Annotated in this window: 20 protein-coding genes; 11 read left to right on the top strand and 9 right to left on the bottom strand. The window is 61.6% G+C overall.

Translation table 11 applies throughout. From position 1 onward, the window contains the following. Positions 1 to 102: 102 nt before the first annotated feature. Genes CPter91_RS14525 through CPter91_RS14515 form a run of 3 tightly spaced genes read left to right on the top strand, consistent with a single transcriptional unit; the run spans position 103 to position 4,366 of the window. Positions 103 to 1,587 (top strand): efflux transporter outer membrane subunit, encoded by a 1,485-nt coding sequence (locus CPter91_RS14525; RefSeq protein WP_150119711.1) that lies wholly within the window; start codon positions 103 to 105, stop codon positions 1,585 to 1,587. A gap of 34 nt (positions 1,588 to 1,621) precedes the next feature. Continuing rightward, entirely contained in the window at positions 1,622 to 2,812 is a 1,191-nt protein-coding gene (locus tag CPter91_RS14520) for an HlyD family secretion protein (RefSeq protein ID WP_061941465.1), read from the top strand. Between the two features lie 12 nt (positions 2,813 to 2,824). Next, positions 2,825 to 4,366 (top strand): DHA2 family efflux MFS transporter permease subunit, encoded by a 1,542-nt coding sequence (locus tag CPter91_RS14515; protein WP_061941463.1) that lies wholly within the window; start codon positions 2,825 to 2,827, stop codon positions 4,364 to 4,366. 25 nt (positions 4,367 to 4,391) lie between these two features. On the opposite strand, the gene CPter91_RS14510 is transcribed toward CPter91_RS14515, so the two are convergent. From CPter91_RS14510 to CPter91_RS14495, 4 genes are read right to left on the bottom strand one after another with little or no spacing between them, the layout of a single operon-like run. After that, positions 4,392 to 4,865 (bottom strand): Csu type fimbrial protein, encoded by a 474-nt coding sequence (locus tag CPter91_RS14510; RefSeq protein ID WP_082792858.1) that lies wholly within the window; start codon positions 4,863 to 4,865, stop codon positions 4,392 to 4,394. After that, positions 4,862 to 7,189: a fimbria/pilus outer membrane usher protein gene (locus tag CPter91_RS14505; RefSeq protein ID WP_082792857.1), complete on the bottom strand. Its 2,328-nt coding sequence runs from the start codon at positions 7,187 to 7,189 to the stop codon at positions 4,862 to 4,864. Before CPter91_RS14505 ends, CPter91_RS14510 begins: the two co-directional genes overlap by 4 nt. Next, complete coding sequence (locus CPter91_RS14500) at positions 7,143 to 7,868, bottom strand: fimbrial biogenesis chaperone (RefSeq protein WP_167595175.1); 726 nt, start codon at positions 7,866 to 7,868, stop codon at positions 7,143 to 7,145. The genes CPter91_RS14505 and CPter91_RS14500 overlap by 47 nt, the downstream gene beginning before the upstream one ends. A gap of 21 nt (positions 7,869 to 7,889) precedes the next feature. Continuing rightward, positions 7,890 to 8,312, bottom strand: a complete 423-nt coding sequence (locus CPter91_RS14495; RefSeq protein WP_061941455.1) for a spore coat protein U domain-containing protein — start codon at positions 8,310 to 8,312, stop codon at positions 7,890 to 7,892. Positions 8,313 to 8,743: 431 nt separating this feature from the next. Between CPter91_RS14495 and CPter91_RS14490 the strand changes: the two genes are divergently transcribed. From CPter91_RS14490 to CPter91_RS14470, 5 genes are all read left to right on the top strand, one after another. Continuing rightward, complete coding sequence (locus tag CPter91_RS14490; protein ID WP_061946263.1) at positions 8,744 to 9,190, top strand: RrF2 family transcriptional regulator; 447 nt, start codon at positions 8,744 to 8,746, stop codon at positions 9,188 to 9,190. A 105-nt stretch (positions 9,191 to 9,295) separates the two neighbouring features. Beyond that, positions 9,296 to 10,504 (top strand): NO-inducible flavohemoprotein, encoded by a 1,209-nt coding sequence (hmpA, locus tag CPter91_RS14485; protein WP_061941452.1) that lies wholly within the window; start codon positions 9,296 to 9,298, stop codon positions 10,502 to 10,504. Between the two features lie 193 nt (positions 10,505 to 10,697). Then, positions 10,698 to 12,755, top strand: a complete 2,058-nt coding sequence (locus CPter91_RS14480; protein WP_061941449.1) for a S46 family peptidase — start codon at positions 10,698 to 10,700, stop codon at positions 12,753 to 12,755. Positions 12,756 to 12,861: 106 nt separating this feature from the next. Then, positions 12,862 to 13,428 (top strand): NnrU family protein, encoded by a 567-nt coding sequence (locus CPter91_RS14475; RefSeq protein WP_061941447.1) that lies wholly within the window; start codon positions 12,862 to 12,864, stop codon positions 13,426 to 13,428. A 30-nt stretch (positions 13,429 to 13,458) separates the two neighbouring features. Further along, entirely contained in the window at positions 13,459 to 13,779 is a 321-nt protein-coding gene (locus CPter91_RS14470; protein ID WP_061941445.1) for a hypothetical protein, read from the top strand. Between the two features lie 140 nt (positions 13,780 to 13,919). Here the strand turns inward: CPter91_RS14470 and CPter91_RS14465 are convergent, their stop codons facing one another. The 4 genes from CPter91_RS14465 to CPter91_RS14450 form a co-directional block, all read right to left on the bottom strand. Next, positions 13,920 to 15,425, bottom strand: a complete 1,506-nt coding sequence (locus tag CPter91_RS14465) for a bifunctional ADP-dependent NAD(P)H-hydrate dehydratase/NAD(P)H-hydrate epimerase (protein ID WP_061941443.1) — start codon at positions 15,423 to 15,425, stop codon at positions 13,920 to 13,922. A gap of 122 nt (positions 15,426 to 15,547) precedes the next feature. Further along, the gene (locus CPter91_RS14460) at positions 15,548 to 16,813 is read right to left on the bottom strand and encodes a D-amino acid dehydrogenase (protein ID WP_236905821.1); all 1,266 of its coding nucleotides are present in this window, start codon (positions 16,811 to 16,813) and stop codon (positions 15,548 to 15,550) included. 186 nt (positions 16,814 to 16,999) lie between these two features. Further along, positions 17,000 to 18,202 (bottom strand): DUF2252 domain-containing protein, encoded by a 1,203-nt coding sequence (locus CPter91_RS14455; RefSeq protein WP_061941440.1) that lies wholly within the window; start codon positions 18,200 to 18,202, stop codon positions 17,000 to 17,002. A 124-nt stretch (positions 18,203 to 18,326) separates the two neighbouring features. Continuing rightward, the gene (locus tag CPter91_RS14450; RefSeq protein WP_061941438.1) at positions 18,327 to 18,926 is read right to left on the bottom strand and encodes a short chain dehydrogenase; all 600 of its coding nucleotides are present in this window, start codon (positions 18,924 to 18,926) and stop codon (positions 18,327 to 18,329) included. A gap of 121 nt (positions 18,927 to 19,047) precedes the next feature. Here CPter91_RS14450 and CPter91_RS14445 point away from each other — a divergent pair, with 121 nt between their 5' ends. Beyond that, the gene (locus CPter91_RS14445; protein WP_061941437.1) at positions 19,048 to 19,959 is read left to right on the top strand and encodes a LysR family transcriptional regulator; all 912 of its coding nucleotides are present in this window, start codon (positions 19,048 to 19,050) and stop codon (positions 19,957 to 19,959) included. Here the strand turns inward: CPter91_RS14445 and CPter91_RS14440 are convergent. Then, positions 19,943 to 20,842: a LysR family transcriptional regulator gene (locus tag CPter91_RS14440; protein WP_061941435.1), complete on the bottom strand. Its 900-nt coding sequence runs from the start codon at positions 20,840 to 20,842 to the stop codon at positions 19,943 to 19,945. The genes CPter91_RS14445 and CPter91_RS14440 overlap by 17 nt on opposite strands. A 162-nt stretch (positions 20,843 to 21,004) precedes the next feature. Between CPter91_RS14440 and CPter91_RS14435 the strand changes: the two genes are divergently transcribed. Together CPter91_RS14435 and purL are read left to right on the top strand one after the other, a co-directional pair. Further along, positions 21,005 to 22,021: a zinc-binding alcohol dehydrogenase family protein gene (locus CPter91_RS14435; RefSeq protein ID WP_061941433.1), complete on the top strand. Its 1,017-nt coding sequence runs from the start codon at positions 21,005 to 21,007 to the stop codon at positions 22,019 to 22,021. A gap of 186 nt (positions 22,022 to 22,207) precedes the next feature. Further along, entirely contained in the window at positions 22,208 to 26,227 is a 4,020-nt protein-coding gene (gene purL / locus CPter91_RS14430) for a phosphoribosylformylglycinamidine synthase (protein WP_061941432.1), read from the top strand. Positions 26,228 to 26,271 lie beyond the last annotated feature (44 nt).

Here is a 26,271-nt window from a genome sequence, read left to right as displayed (position 1 = left end):
TTGCTTTTTGGGCTTGTCGGCGCCTAGTTTTACTTGACGACGCTCAAAAGTCAATACTATACTGTACCGTACCGTACAGTTCAGTTATGAATGGAATTTCTCATGCAAGGCTCCCGTTTTTCCTCACATATTTCACCTTATGCCGTGCCTGGCTTGCGCGGAGTCGCAACCCTGTGCGTGCTGGCATTCGCTCTCAGCGGCTGCGCGCAATTTTCCGACATCGGCGCCCGCGCCGAGCCGAAAGACATCGCATCCTATCAAGCCTCGCAGCAGCTGGCCGGCAGCGCCGTGGCCTGGCCGGATGATCAATGGTGGGTCGTCTATGGCGACAAGCAGCTCGACACTTTGATCGGCGAGGGCCTGCAAGGCGCACCCTCGCTGGCGGCAGCGCAGGCGCGCCTGCTGAAAGCTGAGGGCAATGCGCAGCAGCAGGGCGCAGCTTTGCTGCCGCAGGTCAGCGCCAACGCTTCGGTCAACTATATGAAGCAGAGCTATAACAATGGCGTGCCGGCAGAGTTTGTGCCGCAGGGCTACAACAACGAAGGCAGCGCCACCCTCAATTTCAGCTACGAAATCGATTTCTGGGGCAAGAACCGCGCCGCGCTGGCCGCCGCCACCTCCGAACTGGAAGCCGCACGCGCCGATGCAGCGCAGGCACGGATCACCTTGTCGACCTCGATTGCCGCGGCCTACGCCGAATTCGAAAGATTGCTGAGCCAGCGCGATACCGCCGAAGCAGCGTTGCAAGTGCGGCGGGAAACCTACGATCTGTTCGAGCAGCGCCGCGTCAACGGCCTGGAAACCCTGGGCAGCGTCAAGCAGGTGCTGGCGCGGCGCGCCATGGCTGAAGCCGATCTGCTGAACGTGACCGAATCCATCAATCTGCAACGCAACAAGCTGGCCACGCTGGTCGGCGCCGGACCGGATCGCGGCCTGCGCCTGCTGCGCCCTGAAATCGACATGTCGCATCCGTTCGGCATGCCGCAGCAGTTGCCGGTCAACCTGCTCGGCCGGCGGCCGGATGTGGTGGCCTCGCGCTTGCGGGTGGAAGCCGCGGCCAAGCAGATCAAGGTGGCCAAGGCGCAGTTTTATCCAAACGTGAACCTGACTGCCTACCTGGGTTTGCAGGCGCTGGGCCTGGGCATGCTGAGCAAGGCCGGTTCCGACGTCGGCAGCATCAGCCCGGCGATTTCGCTGCCGATTTTCGAAGGCGGCCGTTTGCGCGGCCAGTTCCGATCCGCCAGCGGCAGTTACGACGAAGCGGTCGCCAACTACGACAGCGCTGTGACGCAAGCCTTGCAGGACGTGGCCGATGTAGCGGTTAGCGAAAAAGCCTTGTCGGGCCGGCTCGACAAGACGCAAGAGGCGGTCACCGCAGCCGACGATGCTTACCGCATCGCCCGCAATCGCTATGAGGGCGGCCTGGCGACCTATCTGGATGTGCTCAATGCGCAGGACACTTTGCTGACCAACCAGCGCGAGCTGTCGACGCTGCGCTCACGCCTGTTCGCGCTCGATGTCGCGCTGGTGCGCGCGCTGGGCGGCGGCTACCAGCACGATCAGCAGCGCCAGTTGGCTGCGCGCTGATCAAACACTTAAAACTTATTCTAAGGATAGCAACATGTCACACAGCGATTCACAAGTCATCAAGGACCTGGCGGCAGAAGAAGCGGTTGCCAAGGCAGAGGCCAAGGCTAGCACCCAAAAGCGCAAGAAACTGTTCGGCGCCCTGGTGGGGGTGATCCTGGTTGCCGGCCTAGGTTATGCCGCTTACTGGCACTTCATCGGCTCGCGCTATGTCAGCACCGACAACGCCTATACCGCGGTCGAAATCTCGCAGCTGACGCCGGCCATCAACGGCATCGTCGCCGATGTCAAGGTAGTCGATACCCAGGCGGTGAAAAAGGGCCAGGTGCTGGTGGTGATCGACGACAGCGACGCCAAGCTGGCGCTGGCGCAGGCCGAAGCCGACCTGGGCCGGGCGCAGCGCCGGGTGCAGGGATATTTTGCCAACGACAGCGGGCTGGCGGCGCAGGTGCTGGCGCGCGAAGCGGAGCAGAAACGGGCCGCGGCGCAGACCATTTCGGCGCAGGCCGACCTGCAGCGTGCCGAGCTCGACTATCATCGCCGCGAAGCACTGTCGAAATCAGGTTCGGTCTCGGGTGAAGAACTGAGCAATGCGCACAGCGCCTTGCTGACCATGCAAGCCAATTTGAAAGTGGCGGAAGCCGGCGAGGTGCAGGCCAAGGCCAATCGTTTTGCCACCGTGGGCGCACAAAAAGCCAGTACGGTGCTGACCGCTGACACCACCGTCGACACCAATCCGGAAGTGGCGCTGGCGCGCGCCAAGCGCGACCAGGCCAAGCTGGACCTGGAGCGCACCGTGCTGCGGGCGCCGGTGGATGGCGTGATCGCGCGCCGCCAGGTGCAGATCGGCCAGCGGGTGCAGGCTGGTACCGTCTTGCTGTCGGTGGTGCCGACCCAACTGATGCATGTCGACGCCAATTTCAAGGAAGGCCAGCTGACCCAGGTCAAGATCGGCCAGCCGGTCACCATGAAGGCCGATCTCTACGGCGGCTCGGTGGAATACCACGGCACGGTCGAAGGCATGTCCGGCGGCAGCGGCTCGGCCTTCGCCGTGATTCCGGCGCAGAACGCGACCGGCAACTGGATCAAGGTGGTGCAGCGGCTGCCGGTGCGGATCTCGGTCGATCCCAAACAGCTGCTGCAGCAGCCGCTGAGCGTCGGCCTGTCGATGGAAGTCGAGATTGATACCCGCGCCGCTAAAGCCGTGCCTTCCTCCGCCATGTAAGAAAGCAGCATCATGTCATCCACTTCGTCTTCCGAACTGCCGGTGCAGCCGCTGCAGGGCGTGCAATTGCTGGGCGTCGGCCTGCTGCTGGCGGCCGCCAATTTCATGGCGGTGCTCGACACCACCATCGCCAACGTCTCGGTCTCGACCATCTCCGGCGCCCTTGGCGCTTCGTCCAGCCAGGGCACTTACGTGATCACTTCCTATGCGGTGGCGGAGGCAATCACGGTGCCGCTCACCGGCTGGCTGGCCAACCGCTTCGGCGCGGTGCGCGTGTTTATCACGTCGATGATCATGTTCGGCATTTTTTCCGCGCTGTGCGGCTTTGCCAATTCGCTGGGATTGCTGATCGCCTTCCGCGTCATGCAGGGACTGGCCGGCGGCCCGCTGATTCCTTTGTCGCAAACCTTGCTGTTGCGGGTTTTTCCGAAAGAGAAAGCGCCGGCGGCGGTCGGTTTATGGGCCATGACCACCCTGATCGCGCCGATCGCCGGGCCGATACTGGGCGGCGTCCTGTGCGACCAGTACAGCTGGCCCTACATCTTTTACATCAATGTGCCGGTGGCGCTGATTTGCGGCTATATCGGCTGGAAAATGCTGAAGCGTTTCGAGTCGCCGCTGGTGAAGCTGCCGATCGACAAAGTGGGACTGGGGCTGATGATCGTTTGGGTTGCAGCCTTGCAGCTGATGCTGGACAAAGGCAAGGAGCTCGACTGGTTTGCCTCGACCACAATCGTGGCGCTGGCGCTGACCGCCGCGATCGGTTTCATTGCCTTCCTGATCTGGGAGCTGACCGAGCGCAATCCGATTGTCGACCTGCGCGTGTTCCGCCATCGCGGCTATTCGGCCAGCGTCACCACCATCTGCCTGGCCTTCGGCGCTTTCTTCGGCGCCACGGTACTGACGCCGCTGTGGCTGCAAGGCTATATGGGCTATACCGCGACGCATTCGGGCCAGACCACGGCCCTATCCGGTATCCTGGCGGTGCTGACCGCGCCGTTTGTGGCCAAGCTATCGACCAAGGTCGATCCGCGCAAGCTGGTCTGCTGCGGCGTGCTGTGGCTGGGCATGGTGACTTTGTTTCGTAGTTTTAACAGCACCGACATGGCCACCTTCCAGATCGGCTGGCCGCTGCTGATGCAGGGCATCGGCATGCCGCTGTTCTTCGTACCGCTGACGGCGCTGGCGCTGAGCAGCGTGAATCCGTCTGAAACCGCCTCGGCGGCCGGTCTGATGAGTTTTTGCCGCACCATGTCCGGCGCGATTGCGACTTCGCTGGTCAATACCGGTTGGGAAAACAACGCCACCCGCTATCATGCGGAACTGGCCGGACTGGTGGACCAAGCTGGCGACGCCGTCAACAACCTGATGCAGTCCGGCATGTCGATCGACCAGGCGCGCGCCAGCATCGAGCAGACGCTGCAGTCGCAAAGCATCATGCTGTCGACCAATCACATGTTCGTGATGGCGGCGCTGTCGTTCTTGCTGGGGGCGATTGCGGTGTGGTTTGCGCCCAAGCCTAAGCGCATTGCGGATACATCGGCGGCGCATTAAAGGATCACGAACCCGGGGAAGTTGGCTAGTAAGTGATAGTGACGGTCAAGGTATCGGTATAAGTTCCTGCCGGTTTGTTTTGCGCAGCCGGGATGCGGCCATACGGTGTGTAGTGGCGTGTCGTGGGGGTCAGCAGAATCAGATAGCTGTCGGATTCGGTTTGCGTGACGCCGGTGCCATCGCCCCAGACGATGCTGCGGGCGCTGTCGGTGTAGACATTGTAGGTGAGTGCATTGGCGCCCGATTTTAAAGTGCGGTTGACAAAGGTGCCGCTTCCCGCGTTAAGGGCAATGGTATAGCTGCCGGTGCCGATCACCAGCGTGGCGGTGCAGGTGACGGCAATGTCGCCAGTGCTGTTTGCGGTGGCGCCGCCGGGAGAGGTATAGGCAGGAAACGTGATACCGGTAGCGCTTACGGTGCATGTTGCGAGCAGGGCATGGGCGCTTAGCGGCAGCGCGAACAGACTTAGGGATAACAAGCATTTCAAAGCGTGTTTCATTTCATCTCTCGATCGCAGGCAAACGGTCCCAGCATCGGGAAAGCCTCGATCCTGGCGGGGATCGGGATTCCGAAACTGCAAATTGCCTGGCCTGTATTGTCGGTGACTGCAATTTTGGCAGGATAGGTCATCGCAGGAATAAAGACTTGTCCGCGCAAGGCCACTTCCTGTGCTTCGGCAGCACCATTCAAATACACGCGAGTGCCGGTGGCAAGCGGGGCTCCCTGTCGATCCCTGAGCACCAGCGTCGCACTCTGGTTCTGCTGCGCGCTGAACTTCAGCAGACTGCCGGTGCGCGGGCCGGGCGTCACCGATTTCTGGTTCAGGTCCAGCGTCATCGACAGCGGCAGGCCGGCGGTGTCCAGGTAAACGTTATTCGGCTCGTAGGCAACCAGGCGCGGAATGAAGCCGACGCCGTCCTTGTCGGTGTGGCCGACCTTGATGTTGTTGGCATAGATGTCGATAGGCTGGGATACCGGCACTTCCACCATGGCGAAGCTGTCGTCCATCCAGCGCGTCGCCCGTGCATGGCCGCCGAGCAGGGCGATGCCGCCGCGCGCTTCCAGCTGCAGATTGCTTTGGCTATCGACATGATTCGCGCTCATCGTATATTCGCCGGTGGTGCCCAGATAATTGACGCCGACATCCTCGCCGCCGTTGTCGAACAGGCTCTTGCGCGCGCGGTAGCCCCAGCCGCCTTCCTGCGGCGCGGCTTGCTGGTATTCAGCGCTGAAGGATTTGCTGCCGGGCTGGCCGTTAGCCACCAGCTGAACAAAGCTCTGGTGTTCCAGCGGAATCACCCACACCACATTGGCCGACAACGGCCGGTCCTGCGTCAGCGATTTAAGCAGGCCGACACTGATGGTGCCATAACGTCGCAGATTGAAATTGAGGCCGGCATTCACTGCGCGTATGTTGTCCTGGCCGCGATTGACCTGGCTCAGGTAGCCGAACGCCAGGTTGGTGCTTTTGCCGATAGCGAAGTTGGTCTGCGCCTGGATCTGTTGCGCCGGCGCCAGGATGTCGTCGCCCAGGCCCAACTGCCAGAAGCGCGCGCCGGCAGTCTGCGCGCGCAGGGTCAAAGCGTAGCCGCTGCCCTGGCGGTCGAACTGCAGGTATTGCTGGGTGTCGTTGCCGCGCTCGGAATTGCTGGCAGCGACGCCGCCGCTCACCATGCCGATATCCTTGAGCGCGAAGGCGCCGCCGATGGCTAGCGATTCACGTCCGCGCATCACCTCGCCATGGGTTTCCAGCGTGCTGCTGTCGCTGATCCCGTAGCGCACGGTGGCGGAGCTGAAGACCTGGCCGTAATCGCTATCTTTGCTGCCGAAATTATTGCGCAGCGCCCCGACTTCATAAGACACATCCTTGCTGCCTTGCCGCAGCAGCTGAGCACTGGTGATGTAGCTTTGGGTGTAGACCTGCTGCCGCCCCAGCACGTCGTGCACCACCATCTGCACATTGCCCTGGCCGGCATACACCGGCAGGTTATTGATGGTGAACGGACCGGTGTCGACCGGCTGCTTGAGGCGCAGGACGTTGTCGACGTAGATATCGACCACCGAAGGCGCCGCCGCGGTGCCGCTGAAGGCAGGCAGCGGAATCGGCTGGTAGCCGGGAATGGTAGAGAATTTGGTGTGCCACTGCAGGCCGCCGAAATACACCTGGCGCGAAAAGGAACTGCTGCCGGTGACGCTGTCGCCCACTACCAGGGTTGCCTGCTGCTGCGGGAAGTCGCGGGTGTACTGGCTGTCGAGCCGGAACACCGAACGCGCGCCGGTCAGGTCCTGGCCGACGAAACGGCTGGTGTAGGTACCGCCGCCGCTGAACACGCCGACTTCCGTCACCGCGGAAAGATTGTTCTGGCCCTGTCCCTTGGCGTAGTTGATATCGTAGTTGAGGAAGGCGCCGGTTTCGGACGCCTGCTCCAACAATTGGCGATATTCGCCAAGATCGAATTCCGAGTCGGTGAAGGCGGCAGCGGGCGCGTGGATCAGCAGCGTCTGGGTGCTGCTGTCGATTTCGGCACGCACGCCGGGCAGGGCGTCCAGCGGATAATAATTTTCCTGATGGCTGCTGATGGCGGCGGTAGTCGGCAAGCGCAAGCGGGCCTCCGTCAATAGCTGCGACGGCACAATGATGCCATTTGCCGCAGTGCGCAGAATAAGCGTTGCGTCGGTCAATTTCCTGTCGTTGACGACAACGGCCAATAGGATTTCCTGCTCTGCCACTGGCTGTTCCGCTGTTGCCAGCGCCGGGATCTGGCAGGCGATCAGGCTAGCGGCTAGATACCTGGTCAGCCTCCAGCGTGAGGTGTTCTTCAATCTCGCCCTTGTCTGTCAGAATGTGCAGCCGGACCGCGCCGTCACGGATTTTTCCGTTCGCCAGGGGCCATTCCTTGCGCTGGCCCGGCAAAACATAAGCAGGAGCATTGATCTGCAGAGCGTCCTTGTCGTCGCCGTTGCTGAGCCGCAGCTGGTTGATCTTGCTGTGCACGTTGCCCTCGTTGGCGGCGCTCAGCAGCAAGGCGCCAGCCACGCGCTTGAGTTGCCAGGAAATTTTTTCCTGCCGGATCTTGGGTGTGATGAATACCGGGATGCTGACCCTCAGCAATGTGCGCAGGCCGGGGCCTTGCGAACCGGCCTGCGGCACTTCATCGATCAGCAGCCGGTAGCTTTTCTCGCTGGCTGAATTCTCCGGACGACGCAGGCCAAAGCGCAGAAACTGCAGCTGCCCCGGTTCGATGCTGAAGATCGGCGGATTCAGCAGCAGCGCATCGGTATCGCTCAATACCTCCTTGCTGCCATCGGTGCTCCAGTCAACCGCCTGCACCTGGATGCGCACCGGCTGCTCGCCGGTGTTCCTGATCTGCAGGACGCCGGAACTGCGCTCCGTGGTGAGGTCGAAGCCGATCGGGTTGACGTTGAACGAGGCAGCGCATGCCGTGGCTGTGGCGCCGGCGCACAACGCGGCGGCCAGCAGCTGTCGCCATTTATTCAGCATCGACGCCATTCCGCACCCCGCCTAGAAGGTGACAGTGGCAATGACAGAGTCGGTATAGGTTGCGGCAGGCTGGGACTGCGCGGCAGGAATACTGGCGTAGATGGTGATCGGGGTCGCCAGGCCGGTGGCGACGACAGCGGTAGGCGCGGTCGCCGGCGTGCCGCCCCAGGTTGTGACATGGCCGCTGTCTTGAAACAAGCCGTAGTTGAGAAAGGCGGTGCCGTTGGAAAGGCGGCGCAGCGGCACGGCGGCGGTCGAGCCGGTATTGGCGTGCGCGCCCTGGTCCAGGGTAATCACCGGACTGGCGCCGATGGTGCAAGTGGTGGTGACGCTGGCCGTCGCGGTCTGAGGCGTCGAGAGGTTGGTGACAATCGGATCGTAGGTAGTGGTGAAGCCAATCGTGGAAATGGTGCAGATGTTGGCGATGGTGACCGTATTGGTCATGGTTGCCGTGGCAGTGGCTGCGGATGAGGTGTTGGAAACAGTGCTATAGACGGTTGCTGACGCGATAATCAAAATGCCGTTCCGAACAAACCTTTTCATGACAAATCTCCCGATTGACATTTACTTTTGTGGAAACCCAAGCAAGCGCTTGGACATTTGTTATGTGCCGCACCTTCCCCTTTTTTAATTTTCCATAAGGAAACTTTTCTTTGGCTCATTATTGGCGTCATAGGGAAGCGGCGTCAAGTTACATTTTGTATTTTGTTGGAAAGGCAAGAATATTCTTCCGGGTTCGCCGGCAGTAATTCGATCGTCAACGAATGTATTTAAGGCAGGATTGTTAAACCAGTTAATTGTTGCTTTTAAAATGCAACAATTGTATGATGGTGGCATCCCGGATCCATATCCGGTTTTCAGCGGGAAGCAAAGCCATGCAATTCACCAAATTTACAGATTTCGGTTTGCGCGTCTTGATGTATCTGGCGGCGACGCCGGAGCAGGGTGTGATTACGGTGGGCGAGCTGGCGAGTCATTACGACATTCCCAAGAATCACCTGAACAAGGTGGTCAACCGCCTGGTCAAGCTGGGCTGGGTCAGCGCCACGCCCGGCCGCAACGGCGGCCTGCGGCTGGCGCAGGCGCCGGCCAGCCTGAAGCTGGGCGATATCCTGAGTGCGCTGGAAGGCGACAAAGGCCTGGTGGATTGCGACGAACCGCCTTGTGTGCTGCGCGGCAGCTGTCATCTGAAGCGGGTGCTGGATATCGGCCAGCGCGAATTCTATGCCGGCATGAACCGGCATAGCCTGGCGGAACTGGTCATGCCGCCGACGTCGACGGCGATTGCGCGCATGCAGTTCCAGCCGATGGCGGTCCATTGATCTTATAGAAATCCAGAGCGCCGTCCGCCGCATCCTGGAGCGGATATGACGGCGCGTTTTTTTAATTTAATTGTAGTATTTTAAATGTCACAATAGGAGTTCGATATGCTTTCAGCTGCTTCCCGTCCCTACATCGCCGCTTCCGTTCCTGTCCTGCGCGAGCATGGCGTCGCCATTAGCCGCTGCTTCTACCAGCGTCTGTTTGCCGCCCATCCGGAACTGAAGAACATTTTCAACATGCCGAACCAGGAGTCCGGCAAGCAGCAACAGGCGCTGGCCTCAGCCATTTTCGCCTACGCCGCCAATATCGATGATCCTGCCGCGTTGGCGCCGGTCATCAGCCGTATCGTGCAAAAGCATGTCAGCCTGGGAATCCGCGCCGAGCACTATCCGATTGTCGGCAAGCATTTGCTGGCAGCCATCGCCGAAATCCTCGGCGCTGCCGCCACGCCGGCATTGATAGCGGCGTGGGCCGAGGCCTACGGCTTGCTGGCGGACGCCTTGATCGGGGAAGAGCGCAAGCTGTACCGGGCGCTAGGCGTCGAGCCGGGCGAATACCGTGCGGTCACGATCGTGCGCAAACAGAAGGAAAGCGAGACCGTCAGCTCCTTCTATCTGCAGGCCAGCGACGGCGCCGCGCTGCCGCCTTTCCAGCCGGGCCAGTACATCAGCATCGCCGTCAATGTCGCCGAACTGGCTTTGCGCCAGCTGCGTCAGTACAGCCTGTCCGATGCGCCGGGCAGCGGTCATTGGCGCATCAGCGTCAAGCGTGAGGAGGACAGCCCGGCGGGACTGGTGTCGAACCTCCTGCACGACCAGTATCAGGAAGGCGACGTGCTGTGGGTCAGCCCGCCCTGCGGCGATTTCGTGCTCGCGCCGGGCGACCTGGATACGCCGCTGGTGCTGATCAGCGCCGGCGTCGGCGTCACGCCGATGATGAGCATGCTGCATGGCAGCCTGCTGGAAAGCCCGCAGCGCCCGGTCAACTTCCTGTACGCCACGCTCGACGGCCAGCACCATCCGCTCAAGCGTGAGTTGCGCAGCCTGATGCTGCAGCATGGCCAGATGCAGTCATACGTGGCTTACGAAAGGCCGGCGGCGAACGATTGCGTACCGCAGGACTATCAGCAGCAAGGCTTTTTGAGCCTGGCGACAGTGCCGGACAGCTTGCTGCCGCAGAACGCGGCGTATTTCCTGTGCGGCCCGGCGCCCTTCATGCGTGCTCAGCGCAATGCCTTGCTGGCGCGCGGCGTGCCGCCGCAGCGCATCCGGCAGGAAGTGTTTGGCCCGTCCTTGGTGGAACATTTGCAATAAGCGCTTGAACGCCGGCGGCAGGCATGTGGCGCCGCGGCTGCAAATAGCTGGTTCCAATGTCAAACTGGACGGAGATTTCGGCCAGGTGAATGTCAAATCGTCGCCATCGAATCTGCTCTGCATTCATGGTGACGATTCTCATTTCAATGTGGTAATGTCTCACTCCTAAAAATTATTTATTGTTAGGAAGACGATGCGAATTCATTGGCTTTTTGCAGCACTGCTGGTTCCAGGCATGAGCATGGCGGCGGAGGGGATGTGGACCTTGGACAATTTGCCGAAGGCGAAAATGCAGGCCGAATACGGCTTCACGCCAAGCGATGCATGGATCAAGCGCACCATGCTGGGCTCGGCGCGTATCGCCGGCGGCTGCTCGGCGTCCTTTGTCTCGAAAGATGGACTGGTGATGACCAATCATCACTGCGCTTCCGAATGCCTGGACCAGATGTCGACGGCGAAGAAAAACCTGATCAAGGATGGTTTCCTGGCCAAGAACCGCGAGCAGGAACTGAGCTGCCCGGAAATCGAACTGAACCGGCTGGAACAGATCACCGACGTCACCGCTGAAGTCAAGAATGCGACAGCAGGGCTGGACGGCGCCGCTTTCAAGAGCGCGCAGAACGCCATCAAGGCCAAGCTGACTTCGGCTTGCGTTGGCAAGGATAAGGAAACCGTCCGCTGCGACCTCGTCGACCTGTATCACGGCGGCCAGTACCAGGTATATAAATATCACCGTTTCCAGGATACGCGCCTGGTGTGGGCGCCGGAAAAGGCGGCTGCATTCTTCGGCGGCGATCCGGACAACTTCAATTTTCCGCGCTACGATCTCGATATCACCATGCTGCGCGCCTATGAAGACGGCAAGCCTGCCAAGATCGATAATTATTTCCCGTTCAGCAAAAACGGTGCGGAAGACGGCGAAATGGTGTTCGTCACCGGTCAGCCCGGGTCGACCCAGCGCCAGCTGACCGTTTCACAGCTGACCACCATGCGCGACCTGACCCTGGTTAACACCTTGATCCGCTTGTCGGAATTGCGCGGTGTGCTGGAACAGTACAGCAAGAGCAGCCCGGAAGCAGCACGTAATGCGGGACAAATGCTGTTTGGCGTGGAAAACGGTTACAAGGCCTTGCGCGGACGCCTGAGCGCCCTGCAGGATCCGGTCTTGATGCAGCAGAAGCAGGACGATGAAACCGCCTTGCGCAAGTTCGTGGCGCAGACGCCGGCGCTGCAAGCCAAGGTTGGCGGCGCCTGGGATGCGATCGCCGCCTCCCAGCAAGCCTATCGCGAGATGGAAGCGCCTTACGGCATGATCGAAGGCGGCCGCGGGTTCAGCAGCAAGTACTTCAGCTACGCACGCGACCTGGTGCGTGGTGCCGAAGAACGTGCCAAGCCGGACGGTGAACGCCTGCCGGAATATGCCGACGCCAAGCTGCCGGAAGTCGAGCAGGAACTGTTTTCCACGGCCCCGGTTTATCCCGATTTTGAAAAAGTCACGCTCAGCCTTTCGCTTACAAAAATGCGCGAAATGCTTGGCACTGACGACGCTTTCGTCAAGCAGGTGCTGGGCAAGCAATCGCCGGATCAGCTCAGCGCTGCCTTGATCGACAACACCAAGCTGGGCGACCCGGCAGTGCGCAAGGCGCTGTGGCAGGGCGGAAAACAAGCCATCCTGAAATCCGACGACCCGTTCATCAAGATGGAACTGGCGCTGGATCCGGCCGCGCGCGCGATTCGCAGCCGTTATGAAAAGGAAGTGGACTCGGTGCAGCAAAAGAACTCGGAACTGATCGCCCAGGCCCGCTTTGCCCAGCAAGGCACCAGCGCCTATCCGGATGCGACTTTTACCCTGCGCTTGTCGTATGGTGAAGTGAAGGGCTGGAAAGAAGGCGACAAGCAGATCCCGCCGTTTACCACCATCGGCGGCGCCTTTGCCCGCGATACCGGCGCCGATCCGTTTGCCTTGCCGGCCTCCTGGCATGCCGCCAAGAACAAGCTGAACCTGGCGCAACGCTATAACCTGGTCAGCACCAACGACATCATCGGCGGTAATTCCGGCAGCCCGATGATCAATCGCAACGGTGAAATCGTCGGCCTGATTTTTGACGGCAATATCCACTCGCTGGGCGGCGCATTCTGGTACGACTCGCGCTTCAACCGTTCGGTGGCGGTGCACAGCGGCGCGATCCTGGAAACCTTGAAAAATGTCTATGGCGGCGATGCGCTGGTCAAGGAAATTCTGGCGCACTAAGCCATACGGTAGGCATTTCTCCTATAATCAATCCCTCCCGGTGGCGACGCCGGGAGGGATTTTTCATTGCAGCTCCCGTCGATAGCCTGTCTTCAAGGAGAGTGATTTGGAAATACTGATTCTCGGCCTGCTGCTGTTCATCAGCCTTCATTTGGTCCCCACCTTGCCGGCCCTGAGAGCCGGTATGCTGCAATCGCTGGGGGAAAAACGCTACAAGGGCATGTTTGCCATGCTGGCTGCGCTCGGACTGATCTTGATCATCGTCGGCTACGCCAGGGCGCCGGCCGAACCGCGTCTTTTTAACTCGTTCATCGGCGCCAGGCATGGCGCTCCGCTGGCCATGGCGGTCAGTTTCGTCCTGCTGGCGGCGGCCCACATGAAAGGCCATATCCGCGCCTGGATAAAGCATCCGATGCTGCTGGGGATCGGTATCTGGGCGCTGGTGCATCTGCTGGCCAACGGCCACGAGAAAGCCACTATATTATTTTCCGCGTTCCTGGCTTTTGTCGTGATCGATTTGATTTCGGTGCTCAGGCGCGATAGCTACAAACCGTTCGAACCGGCGCTGAAATACGATGTGATCGCTGTGGTCGCGGGTTTGTTGCTGGCTCTGCTGGTGATGACTTTCCATCGCCAGCTGATCGGGCTGGCTGTGGTGCCGTGGGGTGGGTAGCTAAGCGCCGTAATTCAACCAAGGATCTTTATGGATGTTCAGCAGTACGTGGCGACTTTCTTCGCCGGCGCCTTCCTGTGCAACTGCATTTCGCACCTGTCCTGCGGCTTGCGTGGCGAGCCTTTCCCCACACCCTTCGCCAAGCCGCGCGGGGTGGGCGATTCGTCACCGCTCATGAACTTCCTATGGGGCCTGGCCAACCTGCTGATCGGCGCTGCGCTGTATAAGGCATATCCGTTTGCGTTTGGCTTCAATCCGGGCTGCGCCTTGTTCTTTGCCGGTTTCCTGGTCCTCGGGCTCTATCTGGCACGCCATTTTGGCGCAGTCCGGCGGAACAAGAATCAAGCATAGCAGCTTGGATGCCAGTAGGGTGGGCACCTGTGCCCACGCGGGACCTTGCTCATTCGAGGAGTGAATTCAGCGTGGACAGAAAATCTGCCCACCCTACGTCATGCCGTTTGATTCAGACTGAACCGCATTACAGCTTGTGCTCAGTGCTCTTGCACCAGTTGATTCAGCAGTAGCCGGACTTCAGGAATCAGCTCGCCGGCAGTCAGGCCGATCGGGCCGATGCCTTGCGCCACCAGTTGATCGGCGGCGCGGCCGTGCAGCCATACCGCCGCCAGCGCCGCTTCCCATTGCGGCCAGCCTTGCGCCAGCAGGGCGCCGCAGATGCCGGAGAGGACGTCGCCGCTGCCGGCGGTGGCCAGCGCCGGATTGCCGGTAGGGTTGACGACGACCGCGCCATCGGCACGGGCGATAATGCTGCCAGCTCCTTTCAGCACCACCACGGCATTGAAGCGGCTGGCCAGCTTGCGCGCTGCCGTTACCCGGTCGGCCTGGATTTCACTGGTGCTCAGGCCGAGCAGGCGCGCTGCTTCCAGCGGATGCGGCGTCATCAGCACAGCGTGCTGGCGCTGCGCCAGCTGAACCTGGAGCTGCGGCTGGCGCGCCAGCAGGTTGAGTGCGTCGGCGTCCAGCACCAGCCAGCTGAGCGCATCGAGGGCGCGCGTCAGCAAGGCCAGCGCGCTGTTGGCCATGCCCATGCCGGTGCCGACCACCAGCACCGCGGAGGAAAAATCCAGGTCGGCGGCATGGCGGCACATCAGCTCCGGCTGCGCCTGGTCATACGCCGGCGGATTTTCGGCGTAGCCGACAAACACACGGCCGGCGCCGCATCTGGCGGCGGCGCGTGCCGCCAGGATCGGGGCGCCGGCCATGCCGGCCGCGCCGCCGATCACGGCGACGTCGCCAAAACTGCCCTTGTGCGAGTTGCGTTTGCGTGGCCGGAGATAGTCGCTGAACAAGCCGGGATGGTTCAGCCACATGTTGGGTGCGGGCAGATATTGATCTGCAATCGCCAGAGTCGCCAACTCTACGCTGCCGGCGTAATCGGGGCCGTCGCCGGTGTACAGGCCGGCCTTGTCGGCGATAAAGGTAATCGTGTGGCTGGCCGTGACGGCGATGCCACCGGTACCCCCGACCACGGTGCCGGTATCGGCATCGAGGCCGCTCGGCACATCCAGCGCCAGCACCGGACAAGGCATGGCGTTCACTGCCTGCACCAGGCTGCGCCAGTCGCCATCCAGGGGGCGGCTGAGACCGATGCCGAACAGGCCGTCGATGACCAGGGGCCATTGCGCGCTGTCGATATCGGCAAATTGCTCAGGCGGCATCAGGTGCACGCCTTGCCGCTGGGCGCGCGCCAGTGCCTGGGCTGCATCAGGCGGCAATTGCGAGGGCGGAGTTTTGAGCAGCGCCAGCACTTCGCAGCCTGCCTTGGCCAGGCCGGCTGCGGCTTCGAGGGCGTCGCCGCCGTTGTTGCCGGGGCCGGCCAGCACCAGGACAGCGGCGCTGTGGGGCGGACAGGGGAGCAGGCGCAGGGCGGCTTGGGCGGCGGCCTGGCCGGCGCGCTGCATCAGGGTGTAGGGGGGCAGGTCGCGCAAGGCGGCTTGCTCGATTTTACGGATCTCGGCTACGGGGTAGATGGCGCTCATTTTTGGTGTGTGCTGCGTGGTCCGTTAAGTGGGGTCAGAGTAATTTTACGACGATAAGGCGTGTCGTAAAAAAACTCTGATCCCACTTAACTGCGCCGGGCGGTCATCCGTCGTGGCAGTTTTTAACGGTAGCGGGCTACCGTCAGGCCATCCAGGTCGACTTCCGGCACACGGCCGGAAACCTGGTCGGCCAGGACTTTGGCGGCGCCCAGCGCCATGCTCCAGCCGGAGCCGCCGTGGGCGATGTTGACGTACACGTTGCTGGCGCCGGTCGGGCCGATCAGCGGCACTTCGTCGGCCAGCATCGGCGTGTGGCCGCACCAGAAGCTGGCGCTGTTGAAATTGGCGGCGTCGGGGAACCAGTCGTGCGCCACTTTCAGCAAGGTGCGCAGGGCCTTGTCATCGAACGCCATGTCCTTGGCGCCGAATTCGGCGACGCCGGCCAGGCGCATGCGGGCGCCGATACGCGCCATGGTGATCTTGTAGCTGTCGTCCAGCACAGCCATCTGCGGCGCCACTTCATAGTTCTTTACGCTGGCGGTGGCGGTATAGGTCTTGATGGCGTGCAGCGGCAAACGCAGTCCCAGCGGCCGCAGCAGCTGGGCACTGGCGCTGCCGGCAGCGCACACCACGGCGTCGGCGTTCAAGACTTCACCGCCGATGTGCAAGCCGACCCTGGCGCCTTGCGGATCGATGGCGGTGACGGTGCTGTCGAAGTGGAACTGGACCCCCAGTCCCTGCAGGATGGCTTTCAGCTGCTTGGTGAACAGGGTGCAGTTGCCGGAGCCGAGGTCGGGAAAGTGCAGGCCGCCGGCCAGCTTGCCGGCGCTCAGCAGCGCCGGCTCCAGTGCGCGCACTGCGGCTTCATCCAGCAGCTGGTGGGCGACGCCGCACTCGCTCAGCAGCTCGCGGGTGGGCGCCAGCGCTGCCAGTTCGGCTTCGCTGCGGAATAGCCGCAGCAGACCCGGACTTTGTTCGAAATCGAGCTGGAAATGCTGCTGTATCTGTTCCAGCAGATCCTGGCTGTAGGAGGCCAGCCGTTGCATCTGGTGGGTATGGGAGCGGAAGCGCTGAAGCTCGGATTCAGCCATCCAGCGCCGCATCCAGCGCCATAACGATGGACTGAAGCGGGCATTGAGGACGTTGGCGGCTTCCTGGTTGAACATGCCCGCCAGGATTTTCTTGCGCATGCCAGGCGCGGACCAGGGTAGGGCCGAGCCGGCCGACAAGATGCCGGAATTGCCCAGCGTTGACTGTTCTGCCACATTGCTGCGTTGTTCGACTACGGCGACCTGGTGCCCGGCTTCGGCCAGGAAATAAGCGCTGCAGACTCCCATGACGCCGCCGCCGATCACCACGATTTGTTTCTGTGTCTGTTGCTGTATCACTATTGTTCTCAAGGGGGTTTTGCGCAGATATCCGGGCAGGTTCGAGCGTTGCTCCAGGATGTCTTTCTGGTCTGCGTACTGGATGCAGCGATCAGAATCATACCTTGAATTACTTGATAATAGGACAGCACCGTACGCTTTTAGTCTTTCTACCGACGCCGGCGTACGAATTGCCGGTTTCCTGGGCTACGCTGTAAAGACACCGGCATCGTAGGCCTTGCAGTAAGCCAGCCAATCCTTGCGGACCTGGGCGGCGCAACCGTGAGCGGCATCGAGCAACTGTTTCTTCCATTTTTTGCTTTGGCCGAAGGCGATCAGTTCATCGGCAATCGCCGAGCCTTGGCGGCCGGCGCTGCGCAACTGCGCCCAGGCGACGATGTTACCCATCACGTTCATCACTTGCTGGATTTCGCCGACGCTATGGCGCGGCTGCTTGAGCACCACGCGGTCTTCGCTGGGCTGCAGGCCGCGCAGCACATACGGTGTCTTGCCCAGCATGACCGGCTGCAGGAAGGCCATGGAGACGGCCTGGCAACGCCGCTGCAGCGTCACCACGCGCTGCGCGTCGTTCTTCCATTTGGGTTGCGGCACCTTCAGGTAAGGCGTCAGCGAGGAAGGCAAGGCCTGTTTCAGGTCCAGCAGGTAATTGCCGTCCGGCGAACCCTTGCCTTCGACCAGGATCACGTAGCGGTCGACGCCCAGGCTGCCGGTGCCGGCGATGCGGCGTGCGACGTCGAGCACTTTGTAGAATGCCGGGTTGGGCTGGTCGCCGGCGAACTTCTGCATGAATTTGGTGATCCTGGCGCGCTGCTTGTCGGTGACCGGCAGCGCTTTCTTCCCATCTATCCGCAGCGAACGCTGCTTGCCCTTGCGCAGGCTGCGGCTGTCGAGATAGGTCGAGCGCTGGCGGCCGCGCAGGCCGTTCAGCAAATCGCCGACCATGCCGCTGGCGGTGTCGCGTTCGATCCAGCGCGGCTTGCCCAGGCTCAGGGCGTTGCTGTAGGCGTCGATAAAGCTGCGGCAAAGCAGGCGCGTGTCGGCCGCGCTGGCGGTGGAGCCGTCGGCGGCAATCAGCACGCTCGTGAGGAAGCGCACCAGCTCCCAGCTGGCGGGGGCCAGCGCCGCTTCGTCGAAATCGTTCATGTCGAAGTAGGCGAGGCGGTTGTCGCCCTTGTAGCTGCCGAAGTTTTCCAGGTGCAGGTCGCCGCAGATCCACGTCAGCGGCGCAGTGCGCATCAGGCCGCTGTACGGGAGGCGTTCGTAAAACAGGTGGCAGGTGCCGCGCAAGAAGGTGAACGGATCGTTGCGGATGTTCTTGTACTTGAGTTGCAGGCGCTGTGGATCGCGGCCGGCGTTGTATTCCTGGATGCGCTTTACTACGTTCACCATGAAGAGCCTCTTGAAAGGGAAGGATTGGCTGCGCTTGCTGTGCCGCCAATCTTACCGCATCATCTTGACAAAATCCTGACAACGACGATGCGACTTTCCCTGAGGCCGGCTGGATTTGGCTGGATTACCAGACCCGGTAAACCTGGCCAGTTTGCGCGCCTTCGACGCTGCGGCTGTAAGCCTGCGCCACGCGGCTGGCCGGCGCCGCTTCAAAGCCGTAGAAAAACGGACCATAGCTGACCAGCGATTCCTGCAATACGGTGGGGCTGACGACGTTGATGCGGATGCCGCGCTTGAGTTCGATGGCGGCGGCGCGTACGAAACCGTCGAGGGCGGCGTTGACCGTGGTGGCGTTGACGCCTTGCAGGATCGGCTCCTCGCTGAGGATGCCGCTGGTGAGGGTGATCGAGCCGCCGTCGTTGAGGTGGTGCTGGGCCACCAGCGCCAGGTTGATCTGACCCATCAGCTTGTCGCGCAGGCCGACCTGGAATTTTTCCGGCGTCAGTTCTTGCAGCGGGCCGAAATGCAGCTTGCCTGCCGTCGAGACGATAGCGTCGACCTTGCCGATCTGCTCGAACAGTCGTTCAACGCTGTGGATGTCGGTAATGTCGACCTGGTATTGGCCGCTGCTGTTGCCGACTTCGATGATGTCGTGGCGGACGGCCAGTTGCTGGACCACTGCTTTGCCGACTGTGCCTGTAGCGCCGATAACTGCGATTTTCATGATGTGCTCCGTGATAAGTAAGATCAGTGGTCAATTATGATTCCTTCTCACTGGTCGATAAATACTCTATTATTACTTTCACTTGAAACCCAGGGTGTTTAATTGAAATGAGCGGAAAATCATGGACAGACTGACCAGCATGCAGATTTTTGTCCGCGTGGTAGAAAAGGGCGGATTCTCCGCCGCCGCCGAGGAGGCCGGGATTTCTCCCACCATGGTCGGCAAACACGTGCGCCAGCTGGAAGAGCAGCTGGGAGTGCGGCTGCTCAACCGCACCACGCGGCGCCAGAGCCTGACCGAGATCGGCCAGCTGTATTTCGAGCGTTGCAAGCTGGCGCTGCTGGAAATCGAAGCAGCCGACGCTTCGGTCAAACAGATGCAACTGCTGCCGCGCGGCGTGCTGCGGGTGACCGCGCCAGCCACCTTCGGCGGCCAGATGCTGGCCGCGGTGATCCGCGAGTATCTGGAACGTTATCCCGATGTCGAACTGGACCTGTCCCTGAACGACCGTGTGGTTGACCTGGTGGAGGAAGGCTTCGAGGTCGGGCTGCGGATCGGTCCGTTACCTGATTCGAGCCTGGTCGCGCGGCCCTTGCAACCGTATCGCGCCCTGGTGTGCGCTGCGCCGGACTACCTGGCAAGACACGGCACGCCGCAGACCCCGCAGCAACTGCTTGAACACAATTGCCTGAGTTTCGTCCACGGCAGCCGCTATAACCTGTGGCAGTTTTCCCGCGGCGGTGTGCAGCAGGAGATTGAAGTGCACGGTAATTTTCGGGCGAATAACGGCCTGGCTTTGCGCACCGCGGCTTTGCAGGGGATTGGCATCATCATGCAGCCGGAGGCCTTGCTGTGTGCGGAGGTGGCGGCCGGCCGGCTGCAGTGCCTGTTAACCGATTACGAGCTGGAGCACCGCCCAATGCACCTGGTAGTGGCCTCGAACCGCAAGATGACGCCCAAGCTGAAATCGTTCATCGAATTCGTGCTGGCGCATTTCGGTCGTGATGCCGCGCCCTTTACTGCGGCAGCTTGAGCGCCGCAAACTGCTCGCGCAAGAACGCCAGCAAGGCGCGCAGCGACGGCGACATGCTGCTGCGATGCGGATACACCATGTTCAGTGGGGTGTCTTCGCCGCCGAACTGTTCCAGCAGGATTTCCAGCCGGCCTGCGGCCACATCCTGCCGTACATCGAGCCAGGATTTGTAAGCAATGCCGATGCCGGCGACGGCCCACGCCCGGGCAATCGAGGCATCGTCGCTCATGCGGTCGCCGCGCACCTTGACGTCGATCGCCGTCTTGCCGGAATAAAAGCGCCAGTTGTTGAACAGGCCGTGCTGCAGGTAATACAGCAGGCAGTTGTGGCTGGACAAGTCCTTCGGCGCTTGCGGCCGGCCATGCTTGGCCAGGTAGGACGGCGCCGCCACGACGACGCGGCGGCTGGCGGCCAGGACTTGCGACACCAGCGTCGAATCGTCCAGCGGACCGTAGCGGAAGGCAACGTCGACCGGATCGCGGAACAGATCGATGACGCGGTCGGAAAACTGCAGCGACAGCGTGACTTGCGGATGGCGCGCCTGGAAGGCGTCGAGCCAGGGCAGCAGCACATTGCGGCCGACATCGGACGGCATCGACAAGCGCAAATGGCCGCTCACCGGCCCGTCGGCGTTCAGCAGCGCCTGTCCTTCGTTCAGCAAGGCCAGCGCCTGACGGCTATAGTCCAGGAACATGCTGCCCTCGGGCGTCAGCCGCATGCTGCGGGTAGAGCGTACGAACAGGCGGGCGTTGAGCTGCTGTTCCAGGCGCTTCAGGCTGGCGCTGGCGGTGGCCGGCAGCAGGTCGAGCTGGCGCGCCGCCTTGGACAGGCTGCCCAGATCCGCCGTGTGGATGAAAAGCTGGAGGTCGGTGGTCGAGTACATTGTCAAATTCTATTTGAAAGTGAATCAAATACTGCCATGTTTATAAAATAATTCAACATTATCATAATAGCGGTCAGGTTATCCCCGCAGGTCATCTCACGCAGGTCATCTGATTGACGACTGCGTTCAGATTGAAACGCTCATTACTTCAGGAGTTTGAACATGAAAGCCATCGCTTTAACCCGTTATCTGCCGATCGACAATCCCGAATCGCTGGTCGACGTCCAGCTCGACCAGCCTGTGCCGCAAGGCCGCGACCTGCTGGTCGCCATCAAGGCCATCGCCGTCAACCCGGTCGACGTCAAGGTGCGGGCGCCGAAAGACACGGTAGAAAAGTCGCCGCGCGTGCTGGGCTGGGATGCCGCCGGCGTGGTGCAGGCGGTGGGGGCCGAAGTCAGCCGCTTCAAGGTCGGCGACCGCGTGTTCTACGCTGGCGACATCACCCGCCCGGGCAGCAACAGCGAATTCCAGCTGGTCGATGAACGCATCGCCGGCAACATGCCGCAGACGCTCTCGTTCGAACAGGCAGCGGCCTTGCCGCTGACCGCGATTACCGCCTGGGAAGCGCTGTTCGACCGTCTCAAGGTGCCGCCGCGCTCCAGTGCGCCGGCCAAGTCGCTGCTGATCATCGGCGGCGCCGGCGGCGTCGGCTCGATCGCCATCCAGCTGGCGGTCAAGGTCGCGGGCCTGAAGGTGATTGCAACCGCCTCGCGTCCTGAATCGGCGCAATGGGTGCGCGAACTGGGCGCGCAGCATGTGATCAACCATTTCGGCGATCTGCCGGCGCAGCTCAAGGAGCAAGGCTTCGATAGCGTCGACTACGTGCTGATCCTGAACGATACCGATCGCCACTTCCCGGCCGCCGCCGCGGCAGTAGCGCCGCAAGGCATGATCTGCACCATCGTCGAGAACGCCGCGCCGCTCGATGTCAGCCTGCTGAAGGCCAAGAGCGCCGGCTTTATCTGGGAGTTCATGTTCACCCGCTCGATGTTCCAGACCGCGGACATGCAGGAGCAGGGCAAGCTGCTGGACCAGGTAGCGCAATTGATCGATCAAAAGACGCTGGTCACGACGATGAGCCAGGTCTTGTCGCCGATTAACGCCGCCAACCTGCGCCAGGCCCATGCCACGCTGGAAACCGGGCGCGTGATCGGCAAGATCGTGTTGAAGGATTTTTGAGGTAATTTCTTGCATTAAATGCAATGGCGGGCCGGGAGCTTTCAGGGTTTTCCGGCCCGCCAGCGTTTTGCCTGTGGCAATGGGGTGATTTTGTCATCACTTACAGGGGCGGCGGGACGGTCAGCACTGTATAATGACGGCTTCTGATTTAACCCGCAGCCACGCTGCATCAACTCCCCCCTCGCCATGTTGATTTTGCCCGGTTCCAACGCTCTTCCCGCCTTCCGTTCCCAACGCCTTCTGGCCCAGCTGCAAGCGATCGACAGCAATGTCGTCGAAGTCAGCGGCCGTTTCGATCATTTTGTCGACGCCTCGACCCCGCTCAGCCAGGACGACATCGGCCGCCTGAACGCCTTGCTGACCTATGGCGATCCGTTCAGCGCCAGCGAAGGCGGCGAAGAATTCATCGTGATCCCGCGTTTCGGCACCATTTCGCCGTGGGCCAGCAAGGCCACCGATATCGCCCACAACTGCGGCATGGCGCATATCAAACGCATTGAACGCGGCATTGCCTACCAAGTGAAGCTGAAGAGCGGCTTGCTGGGCGGCGCCAAGAAGCTGAGCGACGATAGCATCCGCGCCATCGCCGACGTACTGCACGACCGCATGACCGAAACCGTATTGCGCAGCGCCGAGCAGGCGGCCGATCTGTTCCGCGAACTGGACGCCAAGCCGCTGGCCTTCATCGACTTGCTGGCAGGCGGCAAGGCTGCGCTGGAACACGCCAACAGCGAACTGGGCCTGGCGCTCTCGGACGACGAGATCGATTATCTGCTGAACGCTTTCACCAGCGCCAAGCGCAATCCGACCGACGTCGAACTGATGATGTTCGCGCAAGCCAACAGCGAACATTGCCGCCACAAGATTTTCAACGCCGACTGGGTGATCGACGGCGCAGCGCAGGACAAGTCCCTGTTCGCGATGATCAAGAACACCCATCAGCTGGCGCCCAAGGGCACCATCGTCGCCTATAGCGACAACTCGTCCATCATCGAAGGCGCTACCGTGTCGCGCTTCTATGCACGCGGCGCCGCCGAGGGCAATACTTACCGTGCTTCGGAAGAGCTGACGCACATCCTGATGAAGGTCGAGACGCACAACCATCCGACCGCGATTTCACCATTCCCTGGCGCCTCCACCGGCGCCGGCGGCGAGATCCGCGACGAAGGCGCGACCGGCCGCGGCGCCAAGCCGAAGGCCGGCCTGACCGGTTTCACCGTATCCAACCTGTTGCTGCCGGATGCGCAGCAAGCCTGGGAGAATTCAGCTGACGTCTGTGCCACCGACGTGACCACTGCCGGCCACGGCGACGCAGCAGCCTACGGTAAGCCGGAACGCATCGCGTCGGCCTTGCAGATCATGATCGACGGCCCGCTCGGCGGCGCTGCTTTCAACAACGAATTCGGCCGGCCCAACCTGGGTGGTTACTTCCGCACTTACGAACAGAACGTCGGCGGCAACGTGCAGGGCTATCACAAGCCGATCATGATCGCCGGCGGCATCGGCAGCATCTCCGATAAGCACACCAAAAAGAACGAGCTGCCGGTCGGCAGCCTGCTGGTGCAGCTGGGCGGCCCCGGCATGCGCATCGGCATGGGCGGCAGCGCGGCGTCCTCGATGGCGACCGGCTCCAACACGGCGGACCTGGATTTCGATTCGGTCCAGCGCGGCAATCCGGAAATGGAACGGCGCGCGCAGGAAGTCATCAACGCCTGCTGGGCGATGGATGACAAGAATCCTATCCTCTCTATCCACGACGTTGGTGCCGGCGGTTTGTCCAACGCCTTCCCGGAAATCACCAACGACGCCAAGCGCGGTGCGATTTTCGACTTGCGCAAGGTGCCGCTGGAAGAAAGCGGCATGGCGCCCAAGGAAATCTGGAGCAACGAATCGCAAGAGCGCTATGTCCTGGCGATTGCGCCGGAAAGCCTGCCGCTGTTCGAATACTTCTGCCAGCGCGAACGCTGCCTGTTTGCGGTGGTCGGCACTGCTACCGAAGAGCGCCAGCTGAAGGTGATCGATCCCGAACACGACAATAATCCGGTCGACATGCCGATGGATGTCTTGCTCGGCAAGCCGCCAAAAATGCTGCGCGACGTCAAGCACGTCAATCCGGTGCTGCCGGCGGTCGACCTGACTGGCATGAACCTGCTGGACGTGTCGCAGCGCGTGCTGAAACTGCCGACAGTCGCCGACAAATCCTTCTTGATCACCATCGGCGACCGTACCGTCGGCGCTACCTCGGTGCGCGACCAGATGGTCGGCCCGTGGCAGATCCCGGTGGCCGACTGCGCGGTCACCAGCATGAGCTTTGAGGGTTATCTGGGTGAAGCGATGGCGATGGGCGAGCGCACGCCGCTGGCCGTGATCAACGCGCCCGCGTCCGGTCGCATGGCGGTGGGCGAAGCGCTGACCAACATCGCGGCAGCGGCGATTGCCGACATCTCCGACGTCAAGCTGTCCGCCAACTGGATGGCTGCTTGCGGCCAGCCCGGCCAGGACGCCGCTCTGTTCGACACCGTCAAAGCGGTCGGCATGGAACTGTGCCCGGCGCTCGGCATCAGCATCCCGGTCGGCAAGGATTCGCTGTCGATGCGCACTACCTGGAAAGATGAAGGCCAGGCCAAGGCCGTGACTTCGCCGGTATCGCTGATTGTCTCCGCCTTCGCACCGGTCAGCGACGTCCGTCGTTCGCTGACGCCGCAACTGCGCACTGATCTCGGCGAGACAGCCATCATCCTGATCGATCTCGGCCGCGGCAAGAACCGCATGGGGGCTTCGGCCCTGACCCAAGTCATGCAGCAGATCGGCAATGAAACGCCGGATGTCGACAGCGCGGAAGATCTGAAGGGCTTCTTCGCCGCCATCCAGCAACTCAACCGCGAACAGAAACTGCTGGCCTATCACGACCGCTCCGACGGTGGCCTGTTCACCACCTTGTGCGAAATGGCCTTCGCCGGCCACAGCGGCTTGTCGATCAATCTCGATATCCTGACCATGGAAAGCGAGCACGCAGCCGACTGGGGCGATTCCAAGAACTGGACCGGCCAGGTGGCGGAACGCCGCAACGAGCTGACCTTGCGCGCGCTGTTCAGCGAAGAGCTGGGCGCGGTGCTGCAAGTACGCGCCGAGCAGAAGTCGGAAGTCATGAATGTGCTGCGCAGCTACAACCTGGGCGCCTGCAGCCACATCATCGGCAAGCCGAACACGCGCGACGTCATCGAATTCAGCCGCGACGCCAAGACCATCTACAGCCAGACCCGCATCGACCTGCAGCGCCTGTGGAGCGAAACCAGCTGGCGCATCGCCCGCCTGCGCGACAATCCGGCCAGCGCCGATGCTGAATACGACCGCATCCTGGATGCCGCCGATCCCGGCATCACGCCGAAGATCGCGTTCGACATGCAAGACAATATCGCCGCGCCTTTCCTCAACCTGGCGGCCAAGCCGCGGGTGGCGATCCTGCGCGAGCAAGGCGTCAACTCGCACGTGGAAACCGCTTATGTGATGCACCAGGCCGGCTTCACCGCGGTCGACGTCCACATGAGCGACCTGATTGCCGGCCGCGCGCGCCTGGACGACTTCAAGGGTTTCATTGCTGTTGGCGGCTTCTCCTACGGCGACGTGCTGGGCGCCGGCGAGGGCTGGGCCAAGACTATCTTGTTCAACGCCAAGCTGGCGGAACAGTTCTCGCTGTTCTTCCAGCGCGGCGATACGTTTGCGCTGGGCGTCTGCAACGGTTGCCAGATGATGAGCAACCTGAAAGCCATCATTCCCGGCGCCCAGGCATGGCCAAAGTTCACCCGCAACAAGTCGGAAAAATTCGAAGCGCGCTTTTCCATGGTGCAGGTTGAATCGTCGCCTTCGATCTTCTTCCAGGACATGGCAGGCACCCAGAGTGCGATTGCCATCGCCCACGGCGAAGGCTTTGCCGACTTCTCGCAAACCGGCGATATCAAGGAAGCGCTGGTCGCCATGCGTTTCGTCGACAACAAGGGCCAGGTCAGCGAAGGCTATCCGTACAATCCGAACGGTTCGCCGCAAGGCATCACTTCGGTGACGACGCCGGACGGCCGCTTCACGGTCTGCATGCCGCACGCCGAACGGGTATTCCGCACCGTCCAGCAGTCGTGGCATCCTGAGTCGTGGGGTGAGGATTCACCTTGGATGCGCATGTTCCGCAATGCGCGCAAGTGGGTCGGCTAAAACCGGCACACCGCGGGCCGGCGCTGCACTACGCGACGCCGGCT

The sequence above is a fragment of the Collimonas pratensis genome, from assembly GCF_001584185.1.
GTDB lineage: Bacteria > Pseudomonadota > Gammaproteobacteria > Burkholderiales > Burkholderiaceae_D > Collimonas > Collimonas pratensis.
Note: the sequence above shows the minus strand (reverse complement) of the source record. Positions and strands in the feature narration are given on the sequence as shown.